The 18,803-nt window shown below is 47.9% G+C and carries 15 protein-coding genes and 1 pseudogene; 6 read left to right on the forward strand and 10 right to left on the reverse strand.

The window, feature by feature from the left end:
* Nucleotides 1-18: 18 nt before the first annotated feature.
* Both FTT89_RS12925 and dmeF read right to left on the reverse strand, forming a co-directional pair.
* Nucleotides 19-720 carry a DsbC family protein gene (locus FTT89_RS12925; protein ID WP_180134349.1) on the reverse strand — a complete coding sequence of 234 codons (702 nt, stop codon included), beginning with the start codon at nt 718-720 and terminating at the stop codon, nt 19-21.
* 90 nt (nt 721-810) lie between these two features.
* Nucleotides 811-1,809 carry a CDF family Co(II)/Ni(II) efflux transporter DmeF gene (dmeF, locus tag FTT89_RS12930; RefSeq protein ID WP_180134350.1) on the reverse strand — a complete coding sequence of 333 codons (999 nt, stop codon included), beginning with the start codon at nt 1,807-1,809 and terminating at the stop codon, nt 811-813.
* Between the two features lie 54 nt (nt 1,810-1,863).
* Here dmeF and FTT89_RS12935 point away from each other — a divergent pair, with 54 nt between their 5' ends.
* The gene (locus FTT89_RS12935; protein ID WP_005181098.1) at nt 1,864-2,130 is read left to right on the forward strand and encodes a metal/formaldehyde-sensitive transcriptional repressor; all 267 of its coding nucleotides are present in this window, start codon (nt 1,864-1,866) and stop codon (nt 2,128-2,130) included.
* 139 nt (nt 2,131-2,269) lie between these two features.
* Nucleotides 2,270-3,412, forward strand: coding sequence for an MFS transporter (locus FTT89_RS12940; protein WP_005181100.1), 1,143 nt, complete (start codon nt 2,270-2,272; stop codon nt 3,410-3,412).
* A gap of 117 nt (nt 3,413-3,529) precedes the next feature.
* Here FTT89_RS12940 and FTT89_RS12945 read toward each other — a convergent pair whose 3' ends face one another.
* The 6 genes from FTT89_RS12945 to rpmH form a co-directional block, all read right to left on the reverse strand.
* On the reverse strand, nt 3,530-3,865 hold the full coding sequence (locus FTT89_RS12945; RefSeq protein ID WP_005181102.1) for a DUF1622 domain-containing protein: 336 nt from the start codon (nt 3,863-3,865) through the stop codon (nt 3,530-3,532).
* A 275-nt stretch (nt 3,866-4,140) separates the two neighbouring features.
* Nucleotides 4,141-5,496: a tRNA uridine-5-carboxymethylaminomethyl(34) synthesis GTPase MnmE gene (gene mnmE, locus FTT89_RS12950; protein WP_180134353.1), complete on the reverse strand. Its 1,356-nt coding sequence runs from the start codon at nt 5,494-5,496 to the stop codon at nt 4,141-4,143.
* Between the two features lie 95 nt (nt 5,497-5,591).
* Nucleotides 5,592-7,361 (reverse strand): membrane protein insertase YidC, encoded by a 1,770-nt coding sequence (gene yidC, locus FTT89_RS12955; protein WP_075168111.1) that lies wholly within the window; start codon nt 7,359-7,361, stop codon nt 5,592-5,594.
* A gap of 5 nt (nt 7,362-7,366) precedes the next feature.
* Complete coding sequence (gene yidD, locus FTT89_RS12960; RefSeq protein WP_045795963.1) at nt 7,367-7,687, reverse strand: membrane protein insertion efficiency factor YidD; 321 nt, start codon at nt 7,685-7,687, stop codon at nt 7,367-7,369.
* A gap of 9 nt (nt 7,688-7,696) precedes the next feature.
* Nucleotides 7,697-8,089, reverse strand: coding sequence for a ribonuclease P protein component (gene rnpA / locus FTT89_RS12965; protein WP_005181120.1), 393 nt, complete (start codon nt 8,087-8,089; stop codon nt 7,697-7,699).
* Between the two features lie 28 nt (nt 8,090-8,117).
* Nucleotides 8,118-8,252, reverse strand: a complete 135-nt coding sequence (rpmH, locus tag FTT89_RS12970) for a 50S ribosomal protein L34 (protein WP_000831329.1) — start codon at nt 8,250-8,252, stop codon at nt 8,118-8,120.
* Nucleotides 8,253-8,912: 660 nt separating this feature from the next.
* Between rpmH and dnaA the strand changes: the two genes are divergently transcribed.
* The 4 genes from dnaA (at nt 8,913) to gyrB (ending at nt 15,169) form a co-directional block, all read left to right on the forward strand.
* Nucleotides 8,913-10,292, forward strand: a complete 1,380-nt coding sequence (gene dnaA, locus FTT89_RS12975) for a chromosomal replication initiator protein DnaA (protein WP_005181121.1) — start codon at nt 8,913-8,915, stop codon at nt 10,290-10,292.
* 110 nt (nt 10,293-10,402) lie between these two features.
* On the forward strand, nt 10,403-11,551 hold the full coding sequence (gene dnaN, locus FTT89_RS12980) for a DNA polymerase III subunit beta (RefSeq protein WP_180006978.1): 1,149 nt from the start codon (nt 10,403-10,405) through the stop codon (nt 11,549-11,551).
* A gap of 24 nt (nt 11,552-11,575) precedes the next feature.
* Nucleotides 11,576-12,658 (forward strand): DNA replication/repair protein RecF, encoded by a 1,083-nt coding sequence (recF, locus tag FTT89_RS12985; protein WP_005181126.1) that lies wholly within the window; start codon nt 11,576-11,578, stop codon nt 12,656-12,658.
* 42 nt (nt 12,659-12,700) lie between these two features.
* The gene (gene gyrB / locus FTT89_RS12990) at nt 12,701-15,169 is read left to right on the forward strand and encodes a DNA topoisomerase (ATP-hydrolyzing) subunit B (protein WP_104470783.1); all 2,469 of its coding nucleotides are present in this window, start codon (nt 12,701-12,703) and stop codon (nt 15,167-15,169) included.
* Nucleotides 15,170-15,221: 52 nt separating this feature from the next.
* Here gyrB and FTT89_RS12995 read toward each other — a convergent pair.
* Nucleotides 15,222-16,363 (reverse strand): annotated as a pseudogene (locus FTT89_RS12995) (zinc-dependent alcohol dehydrogenase).
* A gap of 310 nt (nt 16,364-16,673) precedes the next feature.
* Complete coding sequence (locus FTT89_RS13000; protein WP_180006977.1) at nt 16,674-18,611, reverse strand: ATP-binding cassette domain-containing protein; 1,938 nt, start codon at nt 18,609-18,611, stop codon at nt 16,674-16,676.
* Between the last annotated feature and the right edge of the window lie 192 nt (nt 18,612-18,803).

Below are 18,803 nucleotides of genomic sequence, written 5' to 3' on the forward strand. Positions count from 1 at the left end.
ACTTTTAACAATCTGAGCTTAGAGTCCAAATTCCTTGAAAATCTGCTCGATCTGCGCAGCAGGGTAGGCGCCCATCACCTTAAAACCATTCGAGAAAATAATGGCCGGTGTGCCGTTTAATCCCAGGCTTTGCGCCAGTTTCAGATTACGCTGAATCGGATTGGCACAGGACTGGCTCGTGCGCGGGCTAAGACCTTTGGCAATCAGGTCTTCCCAGGCCTGGGCCGGATTGGCTTCACAATACACCTGCTGCGAAGGGCGTACCGATTGTGCCTTTAACGGTAAAATAAAGGTGTAAATGGTGACATCATTGAGTTTTTTCAGCTCTACTTCCAGCTGTTTGCAATACGGGCAATTTGGGTCAGAAAAGATGGCCAGCTGACGTTTACCCGTCCCTCGAACCGTTTTTAAGGCATCTTGCAGCGGCAGTTTTTTCCAGTCGATGCTGTTTTGTTGCACCAGCAGCGCTTTGGTCAAATTCTGCTGGTCGCTTAAACGGATCATGGAACCGGCCAAAATATGCTTGGCATCTTCATTCAGATAGACCACCTGACCCTGCATTGAACCACTATAAATCCCGCGCATTTCGGTGGCCTGAATATTCTGGATGTCCAGTTTTGGATGTTGCTGCTTTAAATTGGCTTTGACCGTGTCGACATTGGCCAGTGCCAGCGTTGAGCTCATCGCGAGCGCTGCCAGCAAGAATGCATGTTTGAACATAGTGAAATCTTGTCTTTATCAATCCTTGCCCGATTCTAATCTTAAATCGGGGCAAAGATTTAACTTTCATCAGAGAAATTTACCGAATCACTACAGCATCGACAATGGCGTTTCACGTGGAACATAAACCGGATGAATCGAGTTAATTTCAATTGAGACATGCACAATTTCCTCATGCACTGACAGGGCCGTGCGGATTTGATCGGCATTTAATTCATCTTCAGTTTCTACGGCCAGAATACAGGAAAACTTGTCACGACCGACTTTCCAGACATGCAGATCGGTGATATTGACCATTCCTGGCAGCTCGGCAATCACCTCGCGAATTTCTTCCACCACCGGATGATCCATTTCGGCATCCAGCAAGGTGCGTCCAGTTTCCTGAATCAGGCCCCAGGCCCAGCGCGCCACCAGAATCGAACCCACAATACCCAGTACCGCATCAAGAAAATCCCAGCCCCAGAACTTGCCGGCAATTAAGGCTACAATCGCAAAAATGGAGGTCACAGCATCGGCCACCACATGCATAAACGCAGCTTTCTGGTTTAAATCATGTGCTCCAGCTGTATGTACATGCGCATGTCCATGCCCCGACTCATGGTGATGGTGATGGTGATGGTGATGGTGATGGTGGTGACCATCATCATGCAGTAACCAGGCACAAATCAAGTTGACCAATAGGCCTAAAATCGCAATGGGAATGGCTTCGTTATAATGAATATTAACCGGGAAAAATAAGCGTTCTACCGAATGAAGCGCCATAAAACCGGCCACTACCAGCAATAAAATCGCACTACTATAACCGGCCAGAATCTCAATTTTCCAGGTACCAAAGCTAAAACGGGCATCCTGGGCATAATGACGCGCCGCCCGATAAGCCACATAGGCCAGCCCCAAAGCCAGCATATGCGAGCTCATATGCCAGCCATCGGCCAGAAGTGCCATCGAGTTAAAAATCCAGCCGCCAATAATCTCTAAAAGCATCATGACACCGGTTAATATCGCAGCATATAATATACGCTTCTGGGCCAGTGGATTGCCTTCATCAAACTGATGGTGATGGGTACGGTGAGAAACATGATTTTGCATGGGGAGAATCGTCCAATATACTCCCCCATAGTATATTTGAAATTAAGGTGAAGTGTGGGCCATTTACATACAGATAAAAAAGTTTTAAATCGCATCAAGCGTTTACAAGGTCAGATCAGTGCGGTGGAACAGTCCATCCATGATCCGGAAAAAAGCTGTATCGAAGTATTACAGCAGGTGGCTGCGATTAAAGGCGCGGTTAACGGGCTGATGAATGAGCTGATTGAATCGCATTTGCGCCATCATGTCATTGGCGATGAGGTCGAGGTCAATGAAGTCGAACTGGATGAATTTTTAAAATTGTTAAAACGCTATACCTAAGCCCATCTTTCGATTGACCCACAAAATTCCTGCCTTTACACTGAAACGATCTTTTCTCATATCATGATACCTGAGCCAAAAAGCTGAGGTATTTTTTTATTCTCTCATGTCAAACGCTCAATCGTGGCAGCCGTTTTTAATGGTCAGCCTGGCGCTGTGTATTGGTACCGTTGGAACCGCACTGGCCAGCCCTTTATATCCCCTGTATCAGGAGCTGTGGCAGCTGCTGCCGAGTCATATTACCTATCTGTTTGTAGCCTATATGTTCGGTTGTCTGGCCACTTTACTGTTTCTGGGGCGAACCAGTAACCGCTTTGGTTTTGTTCGCAGCTTGCAGGTCGGTATTGCCCTGGTCACGATTGGACTGATACTGTCAGCCTGGGCGCCGACAGCACTGTATTTGGGCCTCGGCCGCTTTATTATTGGGATTGCCTCCGGACTGATTACCACTTCTGCCATGCTGGGGCTGATGAATGTAGTGCCCGATAGCCATAAGCTGCTGGCGCCGCAGCTCAGCTCGATTATTACCGCAATTGGCTTTGGTTTAGGGCCATTTCTGGGCGGTGTGATTGCCCAGTTTGCCGAGCAACCGCTGGTCACGCCTTATCTTCCGGTGATTGTCAGTGCCATTTTCTGTGGGCTGGGCCTGTTCAAGCTAAAACAGCCTGCCTTTGAACAGCAGCCCTTTTCGGTTTATCCCAAATTACAAACCCCGGATGCGCCGTATCAGGCTGCTTTTTTTCTGGTCAGTTTCGCTGCGTTTTGTGCCTTTGCCGGCTTTAGTCTGTTTGCTTCGCTGTCGCCGTCGTTTGTGCAGGATATTTTGCCTTGGCATGGACCACTGGTCAGTGGTGTAGCAATTTCTGCGATTTTAATTATTTCAGCCATCGTCCAGTTTTTTGCCCGTAGTGTACTGCCTGCCACGGCCTTGCGCTGGGGTCTCTATGCGCTGCTCGGCAGCCTGCTTCTGCTGGGACTGTGTATGTCGCTGCAATGGAGCCCGCTGTTCTTTGTCAGTGATGTGCTGGTCGGAATTGGGCATGGCTTGAGCTTATTGGGCGCCTTTGGCCTGATTCACCAGATGAGTCAGCCGCACAACCGCGCTGCAATTATGTCCAGTTATCTGTTTATTGCCTATCTGGGCACCATTGTACCGATTATTGCGGTGGGCTATTTATCAGACCATTTTGGCTTAAGTGTGGGTATTATCAGCTTCTGCATGCTGATTGGGCTGCTTTGCCTCAGCCTGATCTGGCAGCAGCGTAAAGTGCTAACCTTTTAAATTAATGCTGTTGAGTCGGGGATGATCAGGCACCCTCGGCCTGATCCTGGGTGCGGACAGACTGCGCTGCCAATCAGATGCTGACCATATCAACATCCACCAGATGATTGAATAGTTTTATTTCTCTGTACCGGGTTGATGTTCCAGCTCTTTCATTAAAAAGTAGTTTAAAAAGGTCCGAATGACCGCAATAATCGCCAGTTTGATCAGGCTGTCCATATCCGGATCGACCGTGGTGGCCAGAATATCCGCGGCCAGCTGAAACTCCAGCGCAGTGGCCAGCCAATTGCCAAAACAATAGCGCGCACTGCGGCCGGATTTTAGCTGAACCAGCACCATTAAGGTTTTGACCAGACCAATCACCACACAGACCACCGAGATAAACTCGAGCAACAGCTGCAGCACACTCACTAAAGCAACCAGTGACTCACGTAAATCAACCACCTCCAGCATGCCACACCTCCGGCAGTGTTTTTGTTGAACTGCATTCAGGATTTTATTGGAACAACTTGTAGGTTATTCACTCATCATAGCCTGAATATCGGGCAATAGAAGGGCGGATGGTGGGATATAGGCTAGCCCATACAATGTGACAGGCTGTTCCCTTAGAGTATACGAAACCCTTTAGGCTGAAATGACGAGATTGCCTGATAAAAAGCAATAAAAAAGCACCAGGTGGCTAACACCTGATGCTTTTAAATGCATAGCAAGCTCAGAGCGTACTACGCTTATTTTCCAATACAGAAAGAACCGAAAATTTTACCCAACAGATCATCGGCACTAAAATCTCCGGTAATTTCACCTAGGGCATTTTGCGCCAGACGCAGGGATTCAGCCACCAGCTCACCGGCATGATAATCTACCAGCTGCTCGCGCGCTTCGGCCAGATAGTACTGGGTGCGCTTCATTGCGTCTAAATGACGAGTTCGGGCAATGAAGGTATCTTCTTCCGGCTGGAAGCCTGCATGGGCTGTAATCGCATCTATGAGCGATTGAACACCGGTTTCCTGCTTGGCCGACACGGTAATATGACGAAAACCCTGATAATCACCAATAACGGCTTCAGCACCAGTCAAATCTGCTTTATTAGCAATCAGCATCAGACGTTTGGGTTCCAGATGATCGGCAAAATATTCCTGGGCCAATTGCAGCGGATCTTCACCCTGACTTAAGTCATACACCAGCAGCAATAAATCGGCCTGTTCAATTTCTTTAATCGCGCGGCGGATACCTTCTTTTTCCACCACATCACCGGTTTCCCGTAAACCGGCGGTATCGGTCAGGGTAATCGGCAAGCCATTTAAGGTGATTTTTTCATGCAGCACATCACGGGTGGTACCGGCAATATCGGTCACAATCGCCCGTTCAATCCCGGCTAAAGCATTCAGTAAAGATGATTTTCCGGCATTCGGTTTACCGGCAATCACCACCTGCAAGCCTTCACGTAATAATTGTCCCTGACGTGCCGATTGCTGTACCGCGGTGACTGAGCTGGCAACATCATCCAGCAGGGCCAGAATTTTACCATCGGCCAGAAAATCAATTTCTTCTTCCGGAAAATCAATCGCTGCTTCCACATGCAAACGCAGATGAATCAGTTTTTCTAAAACCGTATTGACCTTGGTTGAAAATGCGCCTTGCAGGGAGCGTACCGCTGAACGTGCTGCAGCCTGCGAGGTCGCGTCAATCAGGTCGGCAATCGCTTCGGCCTGTACCAGATCAAGCTTGCCATTTTCAAAGGCGCGCATGGAAAACTCGCCAGCTTTGGCCGCGGTCGCACCGAGTTCCAGTAAACGTGCCAGCAGGGCATTTTGAATGACCGGGCCACCATGACCTTGCAGTTCCACCACATCTTCACCGGTAAAGGAGTTTGGATTGGGGAAACAAATCACCAAACCTTCATCCATCACCTCACCGCTAGCCTCATAAAACTGGCGGAAGCCGGCAAAACGGGCTTTTGGCAGCTGCTTTTGGGTCATGGCTTCAGCAATGGCATAGGATTTGGGACCAGACAGGCGAATCACCCCCACACCGCCACGCCCGGGTGGAGTGGCAATCGCAGCAATTGTTGTGGTTTGGGTCAGCATAAATTCACCTGTCGCAATGCTTAAAGTCGGGCCAAAAAAAATCCGCCTAAGAGTATCATCTTAAGCGGATTTATTCAGCTCGTCAGTACAACTTAGTTGACTGGGGTCGCTTCATCACGTTTGGCACGGTCTTTCTCAACAGATTTGTTGATCAGGCCTTGCTGCAAGATGGTGATCAGGTTGTTGACAATCCAGTACAACACCAGACCCGCCGGGAAGAACAGCAGGAATACGGTAAAGATGACCGGCATAATGCGGAAGACTTTAGCCTGCATAGGATCGGTCGGCTGCGGGTTCAGCATTTGCTGGATATACATGGTCGCACCCATGATCAGCGGCAAGATAAACCAAGGGTCCATTGCCGATAAATCCTGAATCCAGAGTAACCATGGCGCATGACGCAGCTCTACAGATTCCATCAGTACCCAGTACAGGGCCAGGAAGATTGGCATTTGCAGTAACAGCGGTAAACAGCCGGCCAGCGGATTGACCTGTTCACGTTTGTACAGCGCCATCATCTCTTGCGAGAAGCGCATCCGGTCTTCACCGAACTCTTCTTTCATGCGCTGCATTTCAGGTGCAATCACACGCATTTTCGCCATAGAACGGTAGCTCTTCGACGATAATGGCCACAGAATCAGCTTCACCAGAATGGTCAACAGAATAATTGCCCAGCCCCAGTTCCCCACTAAGCCGTGGAAGAATTCCAAGCCTACAAACAGCAGTTTGGCAATTGGCCATAACCAGCCATAATCCACAGTCTGATTCAGACCAGTGGCCAGATCTTTCAGCTCTGACTGGATTTTTGGACCGCTATAGAAGGTCGCATCGACTTCTGCCACTGTACCTGCCGGTACATTAATGGTTGGCGAAGTAAAGCCGATAATATTCATATTATCGCCTGATTTACGCGATTCCAGCTTGGCGCTATACGGTTGGCCATCGGCCTGGGTCAGTTTCAGGTTACCCGGCACCCATGCACTCACGAAGTAGTGCTGTACCACCGCAACCCAGCCGCCAGTCGCTTCAACATTCAGTTTTTCTTCAGTGAAGTTGTCGAATTTCAGCTTGTTGTAGTGTTCATCCGGTGTCCCCCAGGCGCCGCCCAGGAAGGTACCCAAAGTGAAAATGCCCTGGTCCGATTTACCCGGATCATCCGAGTTATCACGTTTGATCTGACCAAACATTTGACCTTGCCAGTTCTGGCCACTGCGGTTTACCACTTTGTGGTTGACCACAATCGGATATTCGCCTTGCTTGAAGCTGAAGGTCTTGATAATTTCTACACCGTCAGCAGTTTTGTACACCATTGGTACATTTAACACTTTCACCGCTTCACCGTCCTGATTCTGAACGGCTTTGGCATCTTCCAGGCTATAGCTTAATTTTTCAACTTCATAGTTTGGACGACCATTACGGCTGCTGTCTGGTCCATTCAGACCAATCAGGCCTGACTGAGCGACATAGGTACGTTTGTCATCGCTTTCAAGCATTACAAACGGTGCATCACTGTCTTTATTTTTGTCATGATTGAGTAATTCAACACGAACAATATCACCACCTTTTGGATTGATCCAAAGATGATAAAGGTCAGTTTGTACTGAAATAAGCTGCTGACTTACAGGTGCAGTGGCATCTGTGGTTTGAGTCTGCTGCGCTGAAATATTTGCCTGCGGTACATCAGAAGCTGCTGTAGCGGTTTGGCCATTTGGCAAATCTGCAGACACTTCATGTGAAACCACCGCAGCCTGTTGCTGTGGTTGGGTTTCAGCATTTCCATAATCTTTTTGCCAAGCCAAAATGAGCAAATAAGCGACAACAAACATGGCCCCGAGAATTGCAATCCTGGCCCATTGTTGCATATCTATTACCCCAAGTGGTTAGAGTGATTTTGGTTCAATAAACGTTCACGAAAGGGTACAGCAATGTGACCCGTTTGAGAATCTATTTGCTGAAATGAAATAAAACGAATTGCTTTGGCCGGTACAGGGTCATAGCCCGAACCACCCCACGGATGACAACGACAGATACGTCTGGTCGCCAGCCACACACCACGTCCGGCCCCATGGATCTGAACTGCTTCCAGGGCATATTGAGAACAGGTTGGAATATAGCGACAACGTGGTCCAAGAAGCGGACTAATCGCAATCTGATAGAAACGAATCAACCAATGCAGTAAACGTACCATTGGTCATCTCTACTGATGTGGGGAGGGAGCTATTTTAGAATGCTTTTTGGCAAGGCGGTGCAATTTCTGCCAAGCAAATTGTAATTGCTGATGTAACTCTGCATTTGGCACTGTTTCAATCCCCATTTTGGGCATCACCACAATATCCAGTACAGCCAATTGCTGTTGATGCAGGCGAAAACTTTCGCGAGCAAGTCGTTTTACTCGATTTCTTTCGTGTGCACGACGCACTTTTTTCTTGGCAACAACAATACCCAAACGGCTGTTCAGCAGTTCGGACGGTTTTGCCAGAAATAAGAAATGGGGTTGATGCACTTTAAAAAGCGCACCATCAAACACATCTTTATAATCGGCAGCACAGCGTATACGAAGCTCTGTGCTGAAGCCATAAAGTGATGTCATAACACCCAAGTCGATGCAGCGTGACTGATTAAACAGTTAAGCTGTGACGACCTTTTGCACGACGGCGAGCTAATACTTGACGACCAGCTTTAGTAGCCATACGAGCACGGAAACCATGAACGCGTTTACGCTTTAATTCAGATGGTTGGAATGTACGTTTCATGTCGAAACTCCAAAAATGATCTTTCTATAAAGGTCCGCGATTTTAGTGCTCATTGCTTGAGCTGTCAATCAAAAACACGGTTTTCCTTTAAATAAACCTAATTTTTATAAAAGGCCTTAAGTTTGTCCAAGAATAGGCAATTGTACATATTCTGGCTTATTCACAAGCTATCCTATTGTTAAAACATATAAAATAAGTTATAAACAATATTATTCACATAATTATCCACAAGACCATGTGAATAAATTTATTCTCTGCAGGTTTAAATTCGAATTTAAATTTATTTTCAGTTTATCCACATCCGAGCACGCTCTAATATATAAATTCAAATTTATAAATTTAAATTTATTCTTATTAAGGTGGCTTTTTTATGTGGAAAAGCAATTTTTAAATTTAAAAAACATAGGCTTTGCATGTGGATAACTGTGTTTTTATATTTTTAATACATTGTGGATAACTTTATGCTATATTTTATCCACAGCTTGCGGATAAACTTATCCACACCAGCTTTTAAATTTAAATTTAGATCTTGATGTTTGTTTTTTGGCTAAATTCGCTCAATTTCTCATGACAGATGTGGATAACTTGGTTAGAATGGCGACCCGCTTGCAGCGGACGAATGCGTTTTAAATTTAAAATGGAATAAATAGGGGTTTTCACATGCTTTGGACGGACTGCTTAAATCGCTTGCGACAAGAGCTCTCTGGGAATGTCTTTACGATGTGGATTCGCCCATTAGTTGCAGAAGAATCAGAAGATACTTTACGTTTATATGCACCGAACCCGTATTGGACCCGCTATATTCAGGAACATCATCTTGAGCTGATCACGATTCTGGCCGAACAACTGTCTGAAGGACGGGTACGTAAAGTTGAAATCCTGGTCGATTCCCGTCCGGGCGCCATTTTATCGGCCAGTGAACAGCCAGCGACCACCACCGCTGCTTTAGAGTCAGCACCGGCACCGGTCAGCCGTCCAAAAAAGGACAAAGAAGAGAGTGGCAGCAAAAACAGCCGCAAGCGTCAGTTAAACCCTTTATTTACCTTTTCTTTATTTGTAGAAGGTCGTTCTAACCAGATGGCGGCAGAAACCTGCCGTAAAGTATTGACCCATCTGGGCGCTTCACAACATAACCCGCTATTTTTATATGGCCCGACCGGTCTGGGTAAAACCCACTTGATGCAGGCAGTGGGGAATGCCTTGTTGCAGGCCAAGCCGAATGCCCGGGTCATGTATATGACTGCTGAAAGCTTTGTACATGACTTTGTCAGCTCGCTACAGCAGGGCAAGGTTGAAGAATTCAAGAAAAATTGCCGTTCACTTGATCTGCTCTTGGTGGATGACATTCATTTGCTGGCCGGTAAAGAAGCCAGTCTGGTGGAGTTTTTCTATACCTTTAATGCCTTATTGGATGAATCCAAGCAGATTATTCTGACGTCGGACCGTTATCCAAAAGAACTGACCGAACTGGACCCGCGTCTGGTGTCACGTTTTTCCTGGGGCTTGTCAGTTGGGGTAGAACCGCCCGATATTGAAACCCGGATTGAAATTCTATTAAAGAAAGCCGAAAGCAGTGGCGTCGATTTACCGCGCAACTGTGCCTTGTTTATTGCCCAGCAGGTGGTCGCCAACGTGCGTGAACTGGAAGGCGCCTTAAACAAGGTAGTCGCAATTTCCCGTTTTAAAGGCACCGCGATTGATCTGGATGTGGTGCGTGAATCTCTAAAAGATGTGCTGGCGATTCGTGCGCGTACCATCAGTACCGAAAATATCCAGCGTGTGGTCAGTGAATATTTCCGTATTCCACTGAAAGAATTGGTCGGGCCAAAACGTACCCGGATTTATGCCCGTCCGCGGCAGCTGGCAATGGGGCTGGCCCGTGAACTGACCGGTGACAGTTTCCCTGAAATTGGCATGGCTTTTGGTGGTCGTGACCACAGTACCGTGATGCATGCCTGCGAGAAAGTACAAAGCCTGCGCGAAGAAGATCCAATCTTCAACGAGGACTATAAAAACCTGCAACGCCTGTTGCAAAGTTAGGCCGGTTTGGTCAAATTCTGTTCTTGCAATGCGGCATATTCTGCCGCATAGTACACTGCTAAAAAATTAATTTTTATCTTCATCATCTTCAGTTGTTAGAGGAATGTACCGTGCGTTTAAAAATCGCCAAAGAAAGCTTACTCAATGTTCTATCACATGTTGTAGGAGCGGTTGAACGTCGCCATACGTTAAACATTTTATCTAACGTGAAAGTTCAGGTGACCGAACAGGCGCTGACCATTACCGGTTCCGATCTGGAAGTTGAGCTGGTGGCCAGTACGGTTCTGGCTGAAGGTGCATGTTTACAGGCGGGTGAGACCACAGTGCCGGCACGTAAACTGATGGATATCTGTAAATCTTTGCCGACTGCGGCTTTAATTGACCTGCAGATTACTGAAGATCAGCGCTGTATTTTAAAATCAGGCAACAGCCGTTTCGTGTTGGGCACTTTACCAGCCGAAGATTATCCGTTATTGGCCACTGAAAATACTCAAGGCACACAGGTAGCGGTGACTCAGCGTGAATTAAAACGTTTATTTGAAAAAACCGCCTTTGCCATGGCGGTGCAGGATGTACGTTTCTATTTGACCGGCACCTTGCTGGAAATTGATGAAAACCAGCTGCGCGCTGTGACTACCGATGGCCACCGTTTGGCATTATGTGAAACTGGTGCCTCTTCAAATGCGACGCAGCCAATTCAGGCGATTGTGCCACGTAAAGCCGTGGGTGAATTACAGCGTTTGCTCAGTATTGAAGATGAGCAACTATCCCTGTTAATTGGTCGTGAACTGTTAAATGTAACCATTTCCGTGCCGAGCCGTGACAAAGAGCAGGGCGATATTACCGTACGTTTCACCACCAAGTTAATTGATGGTAAATTCCCCGATTACCGCCGTGTGATTCCACGTGGTGGTGATAAAGTGGTGATGATTGCACATGACGTGTTCAAGCAGTCGTTACAGCGTGTGGCGATTTTAAGTAATGAAAAATTACGCGGCGTATTCCTGAACTTTAATGCAGATTCACTACAATTACGCGCCAACAACCCGGAACAGGATGAAGCGATTGAAGACCTGGCCGTGCAATACAATAATGCACCGCTGGAAATGTCGTTCAATGCCCAGTATCTATTGGATGTATTAGGTGCACTGGATGGTGATGATGTGACAATGACCATGACCGAAGCCAACCAGTCGGTACTGGTACAGGACCCGGCGCAGCAAGATCAAACCTATGTTGTGATGCCGATGCGTGTCTAAGCTTGTATGTGATCTGACACAATTATGCATATTACGCGTTTAAATATAGAACGTGTTCGAAACTTAAAAGCGGTTGCACTCGTTGGGTTGCAGCCGTTTAATGTCTTTTATGGTGCCAATGGCTCCGGTAAAACCTCGATTCTGGAAGCCATTCATTTACTGGCCACCGGTCGCTCCTTCCGTACCCATATTCCCAAAAACTATATTCAGCATGATGCCCAGGATGCGATTGTGTTTGCCCAATCACCCACCGAAAAAATCGGCATGCAAAAACTGTTATCTGGTGAACAGCTGATTAAGGTCAATGGTGATCATATTGCTACCCAGGGGCAGCTGGCCAAACTGCTGCCGCTACAGCTGATTGATCCGCAAAGTACCGATATTATCGACCACGGCGCCAAACCGCGCCGCCAGCTGCTGGACTGGATGATGTTCCACGTGGAACCAGAGTTTTATCATGCCTGGCAATACTATTCGCGGGCCTTAAAACAGCGTAACAGCTTACTAAAAACCCGGCGTCATTTAAGTCTGGCCGAACTGGAACCGTGGAACCAGATGCTGAGCCAGTATGGTGAAATGTTGCATCTGCAACGCTACAGTATTATTGAGCAGTGGCAGCACTATTTTCAGCAGGATTTACAGCAGCTGTTGCCCGATTTAAACATTCGGCTGGAATACCATCCCGGATTTCATCCGGAACCGGGCTTGATGAGCGATTTGGTCAATCATCATCAGAAAGATGTGGAACGCCGCTATACCGAATATGGACCGCATCGCGCAGATTTACGTTTAAAAACAGCGACGGGCGATGCCGATGTGGTGCTGTCACGCGGACAAAAAAAGTTATTGATCATGGCTTTAAAACTGTCACAGATTGCAATGCTACATGCGTGCAATAAGGAAACTGTGGTATTATTAGATGATCTGACAGCAGAATTAGATTTAACCGCACAACGACGTTTAATTGAGCGATTGAGCCAACTTGGTAGTCAAGTTTTTATTACCACCTTAGACCATGAATCAGTGCAGAATCACTTACATGATTTGTCTATTTCCTATCAATTATTCAATGTTGAAAACGGTACTGTTCAAGTTGTTGTGCAATAGTTTTTTATCTTTGGATAGACCAGTTTTTACTAGGGAGAAACCATGAGTTCAGAAGATCAATCTGCCACTCAAACAGAACAAACCAATGAAAAGGCTTATGATTCCTCTAGTATCAAAGTATTACGTGGCCTAGATGCTGTTCGTAAACGCCCGGGCATGTATATCGGTGATACAGATGATGGTACCGGTTTGCACCACATGGTGTTCGAGGTGGTCGATAACGCGATTGACGAAGCGCTTGCCGGCCATTGTGACGAGATTCTAGTCACTATTCATGAAGATGAATCGGTATCTGTGGCCGATAACGGTCGCGGCATTCCAACCGACATTCACCCGGAAGAAGGCGTATCGGCTGCCGAGGTGATTCTGACCATCCTGCACGCCGGCGGTAAGTTCGACGACAACAGTTATAAAGTGTCGGGCGGTCTGCACGGGGTCGGGGTATCGGTGGTAAACGCCCTGTCGAGCAAACTGGAACTGACCATTAAACGTGCCGGTCAGATTCATCAGCAGGAATACCGTCATGGTGATCCGCAATATCCATTAACTGTGGTTGGTGAAACAGAAGAGACCGGAACCATGGTTCGTTTCTGGCCAAGTGCTGAAACCTTTAGCCAAACCATTTTTAATGTGGATATTTTGGCACGCCGTTTACGTGAGCTGTCGTTCCTGAATGCCGGTGTACGTATTGTCCTGAAAGATGAGCGTATTAACCTGGAACATATCTATGACTATGAAGGTGGTCTGTCTGAGTTCGTGAAATATATTAACGAAGGCAAAAACCATCTGAATGATATTTTCCATTTTACCGTGCAGGCAGAAAATGGCATTGGGGTTGAAGTTGCGTTGCAATGGAATGATTCTTATCAGGAAAATGTCCGCTGCTTTACCAACAATATTCCGCAAAAAGATGGCGGTACCCATTTAGCCGGTTTCCGTGCCGCGTTGACCCGTGGTTTAAACAGCTACATGGAAAACGAAAACCTGCTCAAAAAAGAGAAAGTGGTGGTTTCCGGGGATGACGCACGTGAAGGTTTGACCGCAATTATTTCGGTGAAAGTGCCTGATCCAAAATTCTCTTCACAGACCAAAGAAAAACTGGTGTCGAGTGAGGTAAAACCTGCGGTCGAGCAGGCCATGAATAAATCCTTCTCGGAATATTTACTGGAAAACCCGCAAGCGGCCAAATCGATTGCCGGCAAGATTATTGATGCAGCGCGTGCCCGTGATGCAGCGCGTAAAGCCCGTGAAATGACCCGTCGTAAGAGCGCGCTGGATATTGCCGGTTTACCGGGTAAACTGGCCGATTGTCAGGAAAAAGATCCAGCTTTATCTGAACTGTATCTGGTCGAGGGTGACTCTGCGGGTGGTTCAGCCAAGCAAGGCCGTAACCGTAAAATGCAGGCGATTTTACCGCTAAAAGGTAAAATCCTGAACGTGGAACGTGCCCGTTTTGACAAGATGATTTCATCGGCAGAAGTCGGCACCTTGATTACTGCACTGGGCTGCGGCATTGGCCGTGAAGAATATAACCCGGACAAGCTGCGTTATCACAAAATCATTATCATGACCGATGCCGACGTCGATGGTTCGCACATCCGTACCTTGCTGCTGACGTTCTTCTTTCGTCAAATGCCGGAGCTGGTGGAACGTGGTCATATCTATATTGCCCAGCCACCGCTGTACAAGCTGAAAAAAGGTAAGCAGGAACAGTACATTAAAGACAATGAAGCACTGGAAACCTATCTGATTTCCAATGCCATTGATGAACTGGCCCTGCATGTCAGCGCAGATGCACCGGCGATTCGTGGTGAAGCACTGGCTTCGGTGATTGCCGATTATCAGACCTCGCAAAAGAGCCTGAGCCGTTTAACCTTGCGTTATCCAGCCAGCCTGTTAGATGGTTTGCTGGCGCAAGAGGCGTTCAAGCTGGATCAGGCGCATGATCTGGATTATGTACAGGCTTGGGGTGAGCAGCTGTGTGCCTATATCGCGGCCACTCAAAGCAGTTTACGTCCTGAACTCAGCATCGAAACCTTTGACAAAGAAGATGCGGAAGGACAGAAGTCTGCGATTTACTGGCCACGTATTACCATTTATGTGCATAACCTGCCACATGCCTATTTGCTGGATGCCGGTTTACTCGGTTCGGGTGAGTACGCACGTTTGCTGAAGAACTCGAAGAGCTGGTTTAGCCTGATTGAAGAAGGCGCGTACTTGCAAAAAGGCGAGCGCAAGATTCAGGTCAACAGCTTCCATCAGGTCTGGCAGCATATTCTGCAGGACTCACGCCGCGGCATGATGATCCAGCGTTATAAAGGTCTGGGTGAAATGAATGCCGAGCAGCTTTGGGAAACCACCATGGACCCGGAAAACCGTCATATGCTGCAGGTGACCATTGAAGATGCGATTGAAGCAGATCGGATGTTCTCATGTTTAATGGGCGATGATGTGGAACCACGTCGTGCTTTTATTGAAGAGAACGCCCTGAATGCCGATATTGATGCCTAAGGGCATGATTTAAAAAAAGCGCCTGCGGGCGCTTTTTTGTTGGCGCGATGGATTAGGGCGTGAGAATAATTTTGCGGCAATCCTGTTCGCGTTGATCAAAAATACGATAGCCCTCGGCAGCATCGGCCAGTTTCATACGGTGGGTAATAATCACTTCGGGGGACAGGTCGCCATTTTCAATCCGTTCCAGTAATTCGGGCAGGTACCGATGCACATGGGTCTGGCCCATCTTGAAGGTCAGGCCTTTATCAAAGGCATCACCGAACAGGAAACCGTGAATTGGACCGGCATAGACGCCCGGCGCACTGCGGCAATACACTGGCGCAGGGCAAAGCCGCTGGAGCCTTCCAGTTTCAGGTTGGTCATCACGGTTTCAATCATGCTGCCTTTGGCTTCAAAACCAATTGCATCAATGACCGCATCGACACCCCGATGGCCGGGAGTATTGTCAATAATAAACTCGGCCGCATCCATTTCATCAAAATTGACTGGAATCGCGCCATAGGTTTCATGGGCAAACTGCAGCCGGTAATGGTGATGATCGACCATAAAAATCTGTTCAGCGCCAAGCATCCGTGCACAGGCCGCTGACAGTAATCCCACGGGTCCGGCACCATAAATGGCTACACTGGAGCCTTTGCCAATTTGTGCATTGGTCACCGCCTGCCATGCGGTTGGCAGAATATCGGTCAGGAATAGCACTTTTTCATCTGGCAGTGAACCGGGAACTTTAAAAGGACCGATATTGCCTTTGGGGATTCGCACATAATCGGCCTGTCCACCCGGCACGCCGCCATAAAGATGACTGTAGCCAAACAGCGCTGCACCCGGTGGAATCTGTTTTTTATTCAGAATGGCGCCGCGGCCCGTATTGGTATTTTCACAGGAGGCAGTCAGCTCATGTTCACAGAAAAAGCAGTGACCGCAAGCAATCACAAAGGGAATAATTACCCGGTCGCCTTTTTTTACTGCCGTGACCTCGGGGCCGACTTCTTCGACCACGCCCATAAACTCATGGCCAAAAATATCGCCGTGTTCTGTGGCCGGAATTTTACCGCGATATAAATGCAGATCTGAGCCACAAATGGCAGTGGCGGTGACGCGAAGGATGACATCATCCGGTTCCTGAATAATTGGGTCAGGCACCGATTCAACTCTTACATCTCGGGCTCCATGATAGGTTAAGGCACGCATAGAATTTCCTCTCTTGGCTAGCAGAAGGCCAGACCCGCGCATTGAGCCGGCCACATTTCTTCATGATGAGATGCGCGGCTGTAAATTTATGTATAAAAAAACCGGCCAAGCTGTGTGCAAGAGGGCTTTATATTGCAGTTCAGTAAGTGCAATCAGAGCTAAAACGGAGAGGAAAACAGCTATTGGTGAGCATCCTCCTTGATCTTTTTAAAGAAAACAGACGGGCTAAAAAGAGGAGTGATCATAAAGTGGAAATAAAAAAGATAGCCACTGGGGCTATCTTGAGGGGATGGCTTGGGAAGAAACGGGATTAACTGTTCTGGAATGATTGTTCCAGGGTTTCCAGTTCCATCATCAGTTCCAGCATGGTTTCTTCGGCCTGTTCCAGCGTGGCTTTTAAGCTGGTCTGTTCATTCATCAGCTTGAGCAGATCTTCTTTACGCGAAGCTTCATACAGGCTGCTGTCAGCCAGCTGTTCTTCAATACTGGCCAGACGGGGCTGGATTTTTTCAATCTGGCTTTCACATTGTTCAATTTTTTTCCGCAGCGGACGGGTTTCTTCACGGCGCTGCGCCGCCAGTTTGCGCTGTGCTTCTTTATCAACTTTGGCCGGTGTGGCAGTCTTGTTGGTACTTGCGCTGGCCTGTGCCAATGCGGTTTGGGCATTGATCTGCTGCTGACGGGCCTCACGTAACCATTTGGCATAATCCTGCAAATCACCGGAAAATTCAGTACAGCGTCCGGCATGCACCAACAGCAGGTCATCACAGACACTGGCGATTAGCTGACGTTCGTGCGATACCAGTACCACTGCGCCTTCAAAGTCCTGTAAGGCCATGCTCAGGGCATGACGCATGTCTAAATCCAGATGGTTGGTCGGTTCATCCAGAATCAGTACATTCGGGCGCTGCCAGACAATCAGGGCCAAGGCCAGACGGGCGCGTTCACCGCCGGAGAAGCTTTCGCACGGCGTATCCATACGTTCGCCGCTAAAACCAAAACTGCCGAGGAACGAACGTAGGGTGGCTTCACTGATCTGTTTGTCGGCCAGACGTGACAATTGCAGCATCGGGCTGGCCTGCGCATCCAGTGCATCCATCTGATGCTGGGCAAAGTAACCAATATTTAGCAGTTCAGAGGCTTTGCGCTGGCCATTTAAAAGCGCTAAATCACCAACCAACGATTTAATCAGGGTGGATTTACCGGCGCCGTTCATGCCAAGCAGGCCAATACGCGAGCTTGGAGTAATCTGCAGACTGATTTTGCTGGCAATACTTTTGCCCGGATAGCCAATTTCGGCCTGATCCAGAGTCAGTAAGGGTGAACTCATTTTGGTGGGTTCACGGAAACTGAAAGTAAACGGGGTATCGACATGCGCCGGCGCCAGCAACTGCATTTTTTCCAGCTGTTTAATCCGGCTTTGCGCCTGACGCGCCTTGGTAGCTTTGGCTTTAAAACGGTCAATAAATTTTTGCAGATGTGCGCGGGCTTCAACCTGCTTTTCAAAGGCCTGTTGCTGCTGGGCCAGACGTTCGCTGCGGGTCACTTCAAAGGTCGAGTAATTGCCGGTATATAAGGTCAGTTCCTGATTTTCGATATGCAGGATATGATCGGTCACTGCATCGAGAAAATCGCGGTCATGTGAAATCAGGATTAAAGTGCCTTCATAGGCATTGAGCCAGTCTTCAAGCCATAAAATGGCATCCAGATCCAAGTGGTTGGTTGGCTCATCCAGAAGCAGTAAATCGGAGCGGCTCATCAGGGTGCGCGCCAGATTTAAACGCATCCGCCATCCACCAGAAAAACTGGAAACATCCAGACGTAGCTGATGTTCCATAAAACCTAAACCGGCCATCAGCTGGGCGGCTTTGGATGGGGCAGAATAGCCATGAATTTCATCAAAACGGCCATGTAATTGTGCCAGTTCGCTGTCACTGAGCTGTTCAGGTTGTGCCAGCTGTTTCTGAATCTGCCAGTATTCTTCATCGCCCGATAACACAAAATCCAGCGCCGGCATATCCAGGGCTTTGACTTCCTGGGCCATGTGCGCAACGGTCCAGCCCGACGGACGGGTCAGGCTGCCTTCATCTGCCCCCAGTTCTCCCAATAAGGCGGCAAATAAGGTCGATTTGCCGGCGCCATTGACTCCGGTGAGGCCAACTTTCCAACCCGGATGGATCTGCATGGACGCTTTTTGAAATAAGACACGACCACCACGGCGTAAAGAGACTTGGTCAAATTGAATCATTGGACTCACTAAACTCAGGAACAGAATGCGCCTATTCTAAAGGATGCGCTCTGGAAAACAAAAAGCTGGCGCAGTTTATTTCAGGTGCTACAGCAACACATCGAAAAAAATAATGAAAAAGCGGGCGCCGTGTCATCTATCGGAAAGCGGCTATGCAGGGTTTTTTTATAAAACCAAGCCCGATATATTAAA

The organism is Acinetobacter sp. YH01025 (assembly GCF_013420185.1).
GTDB classification, from domain to species: Bacteria; Pseudomonadota; Gammaproteobacteria; order Pseudomonadales; family Moraxellaceae; genus Acinetobacter; species Acinetobacter indicus.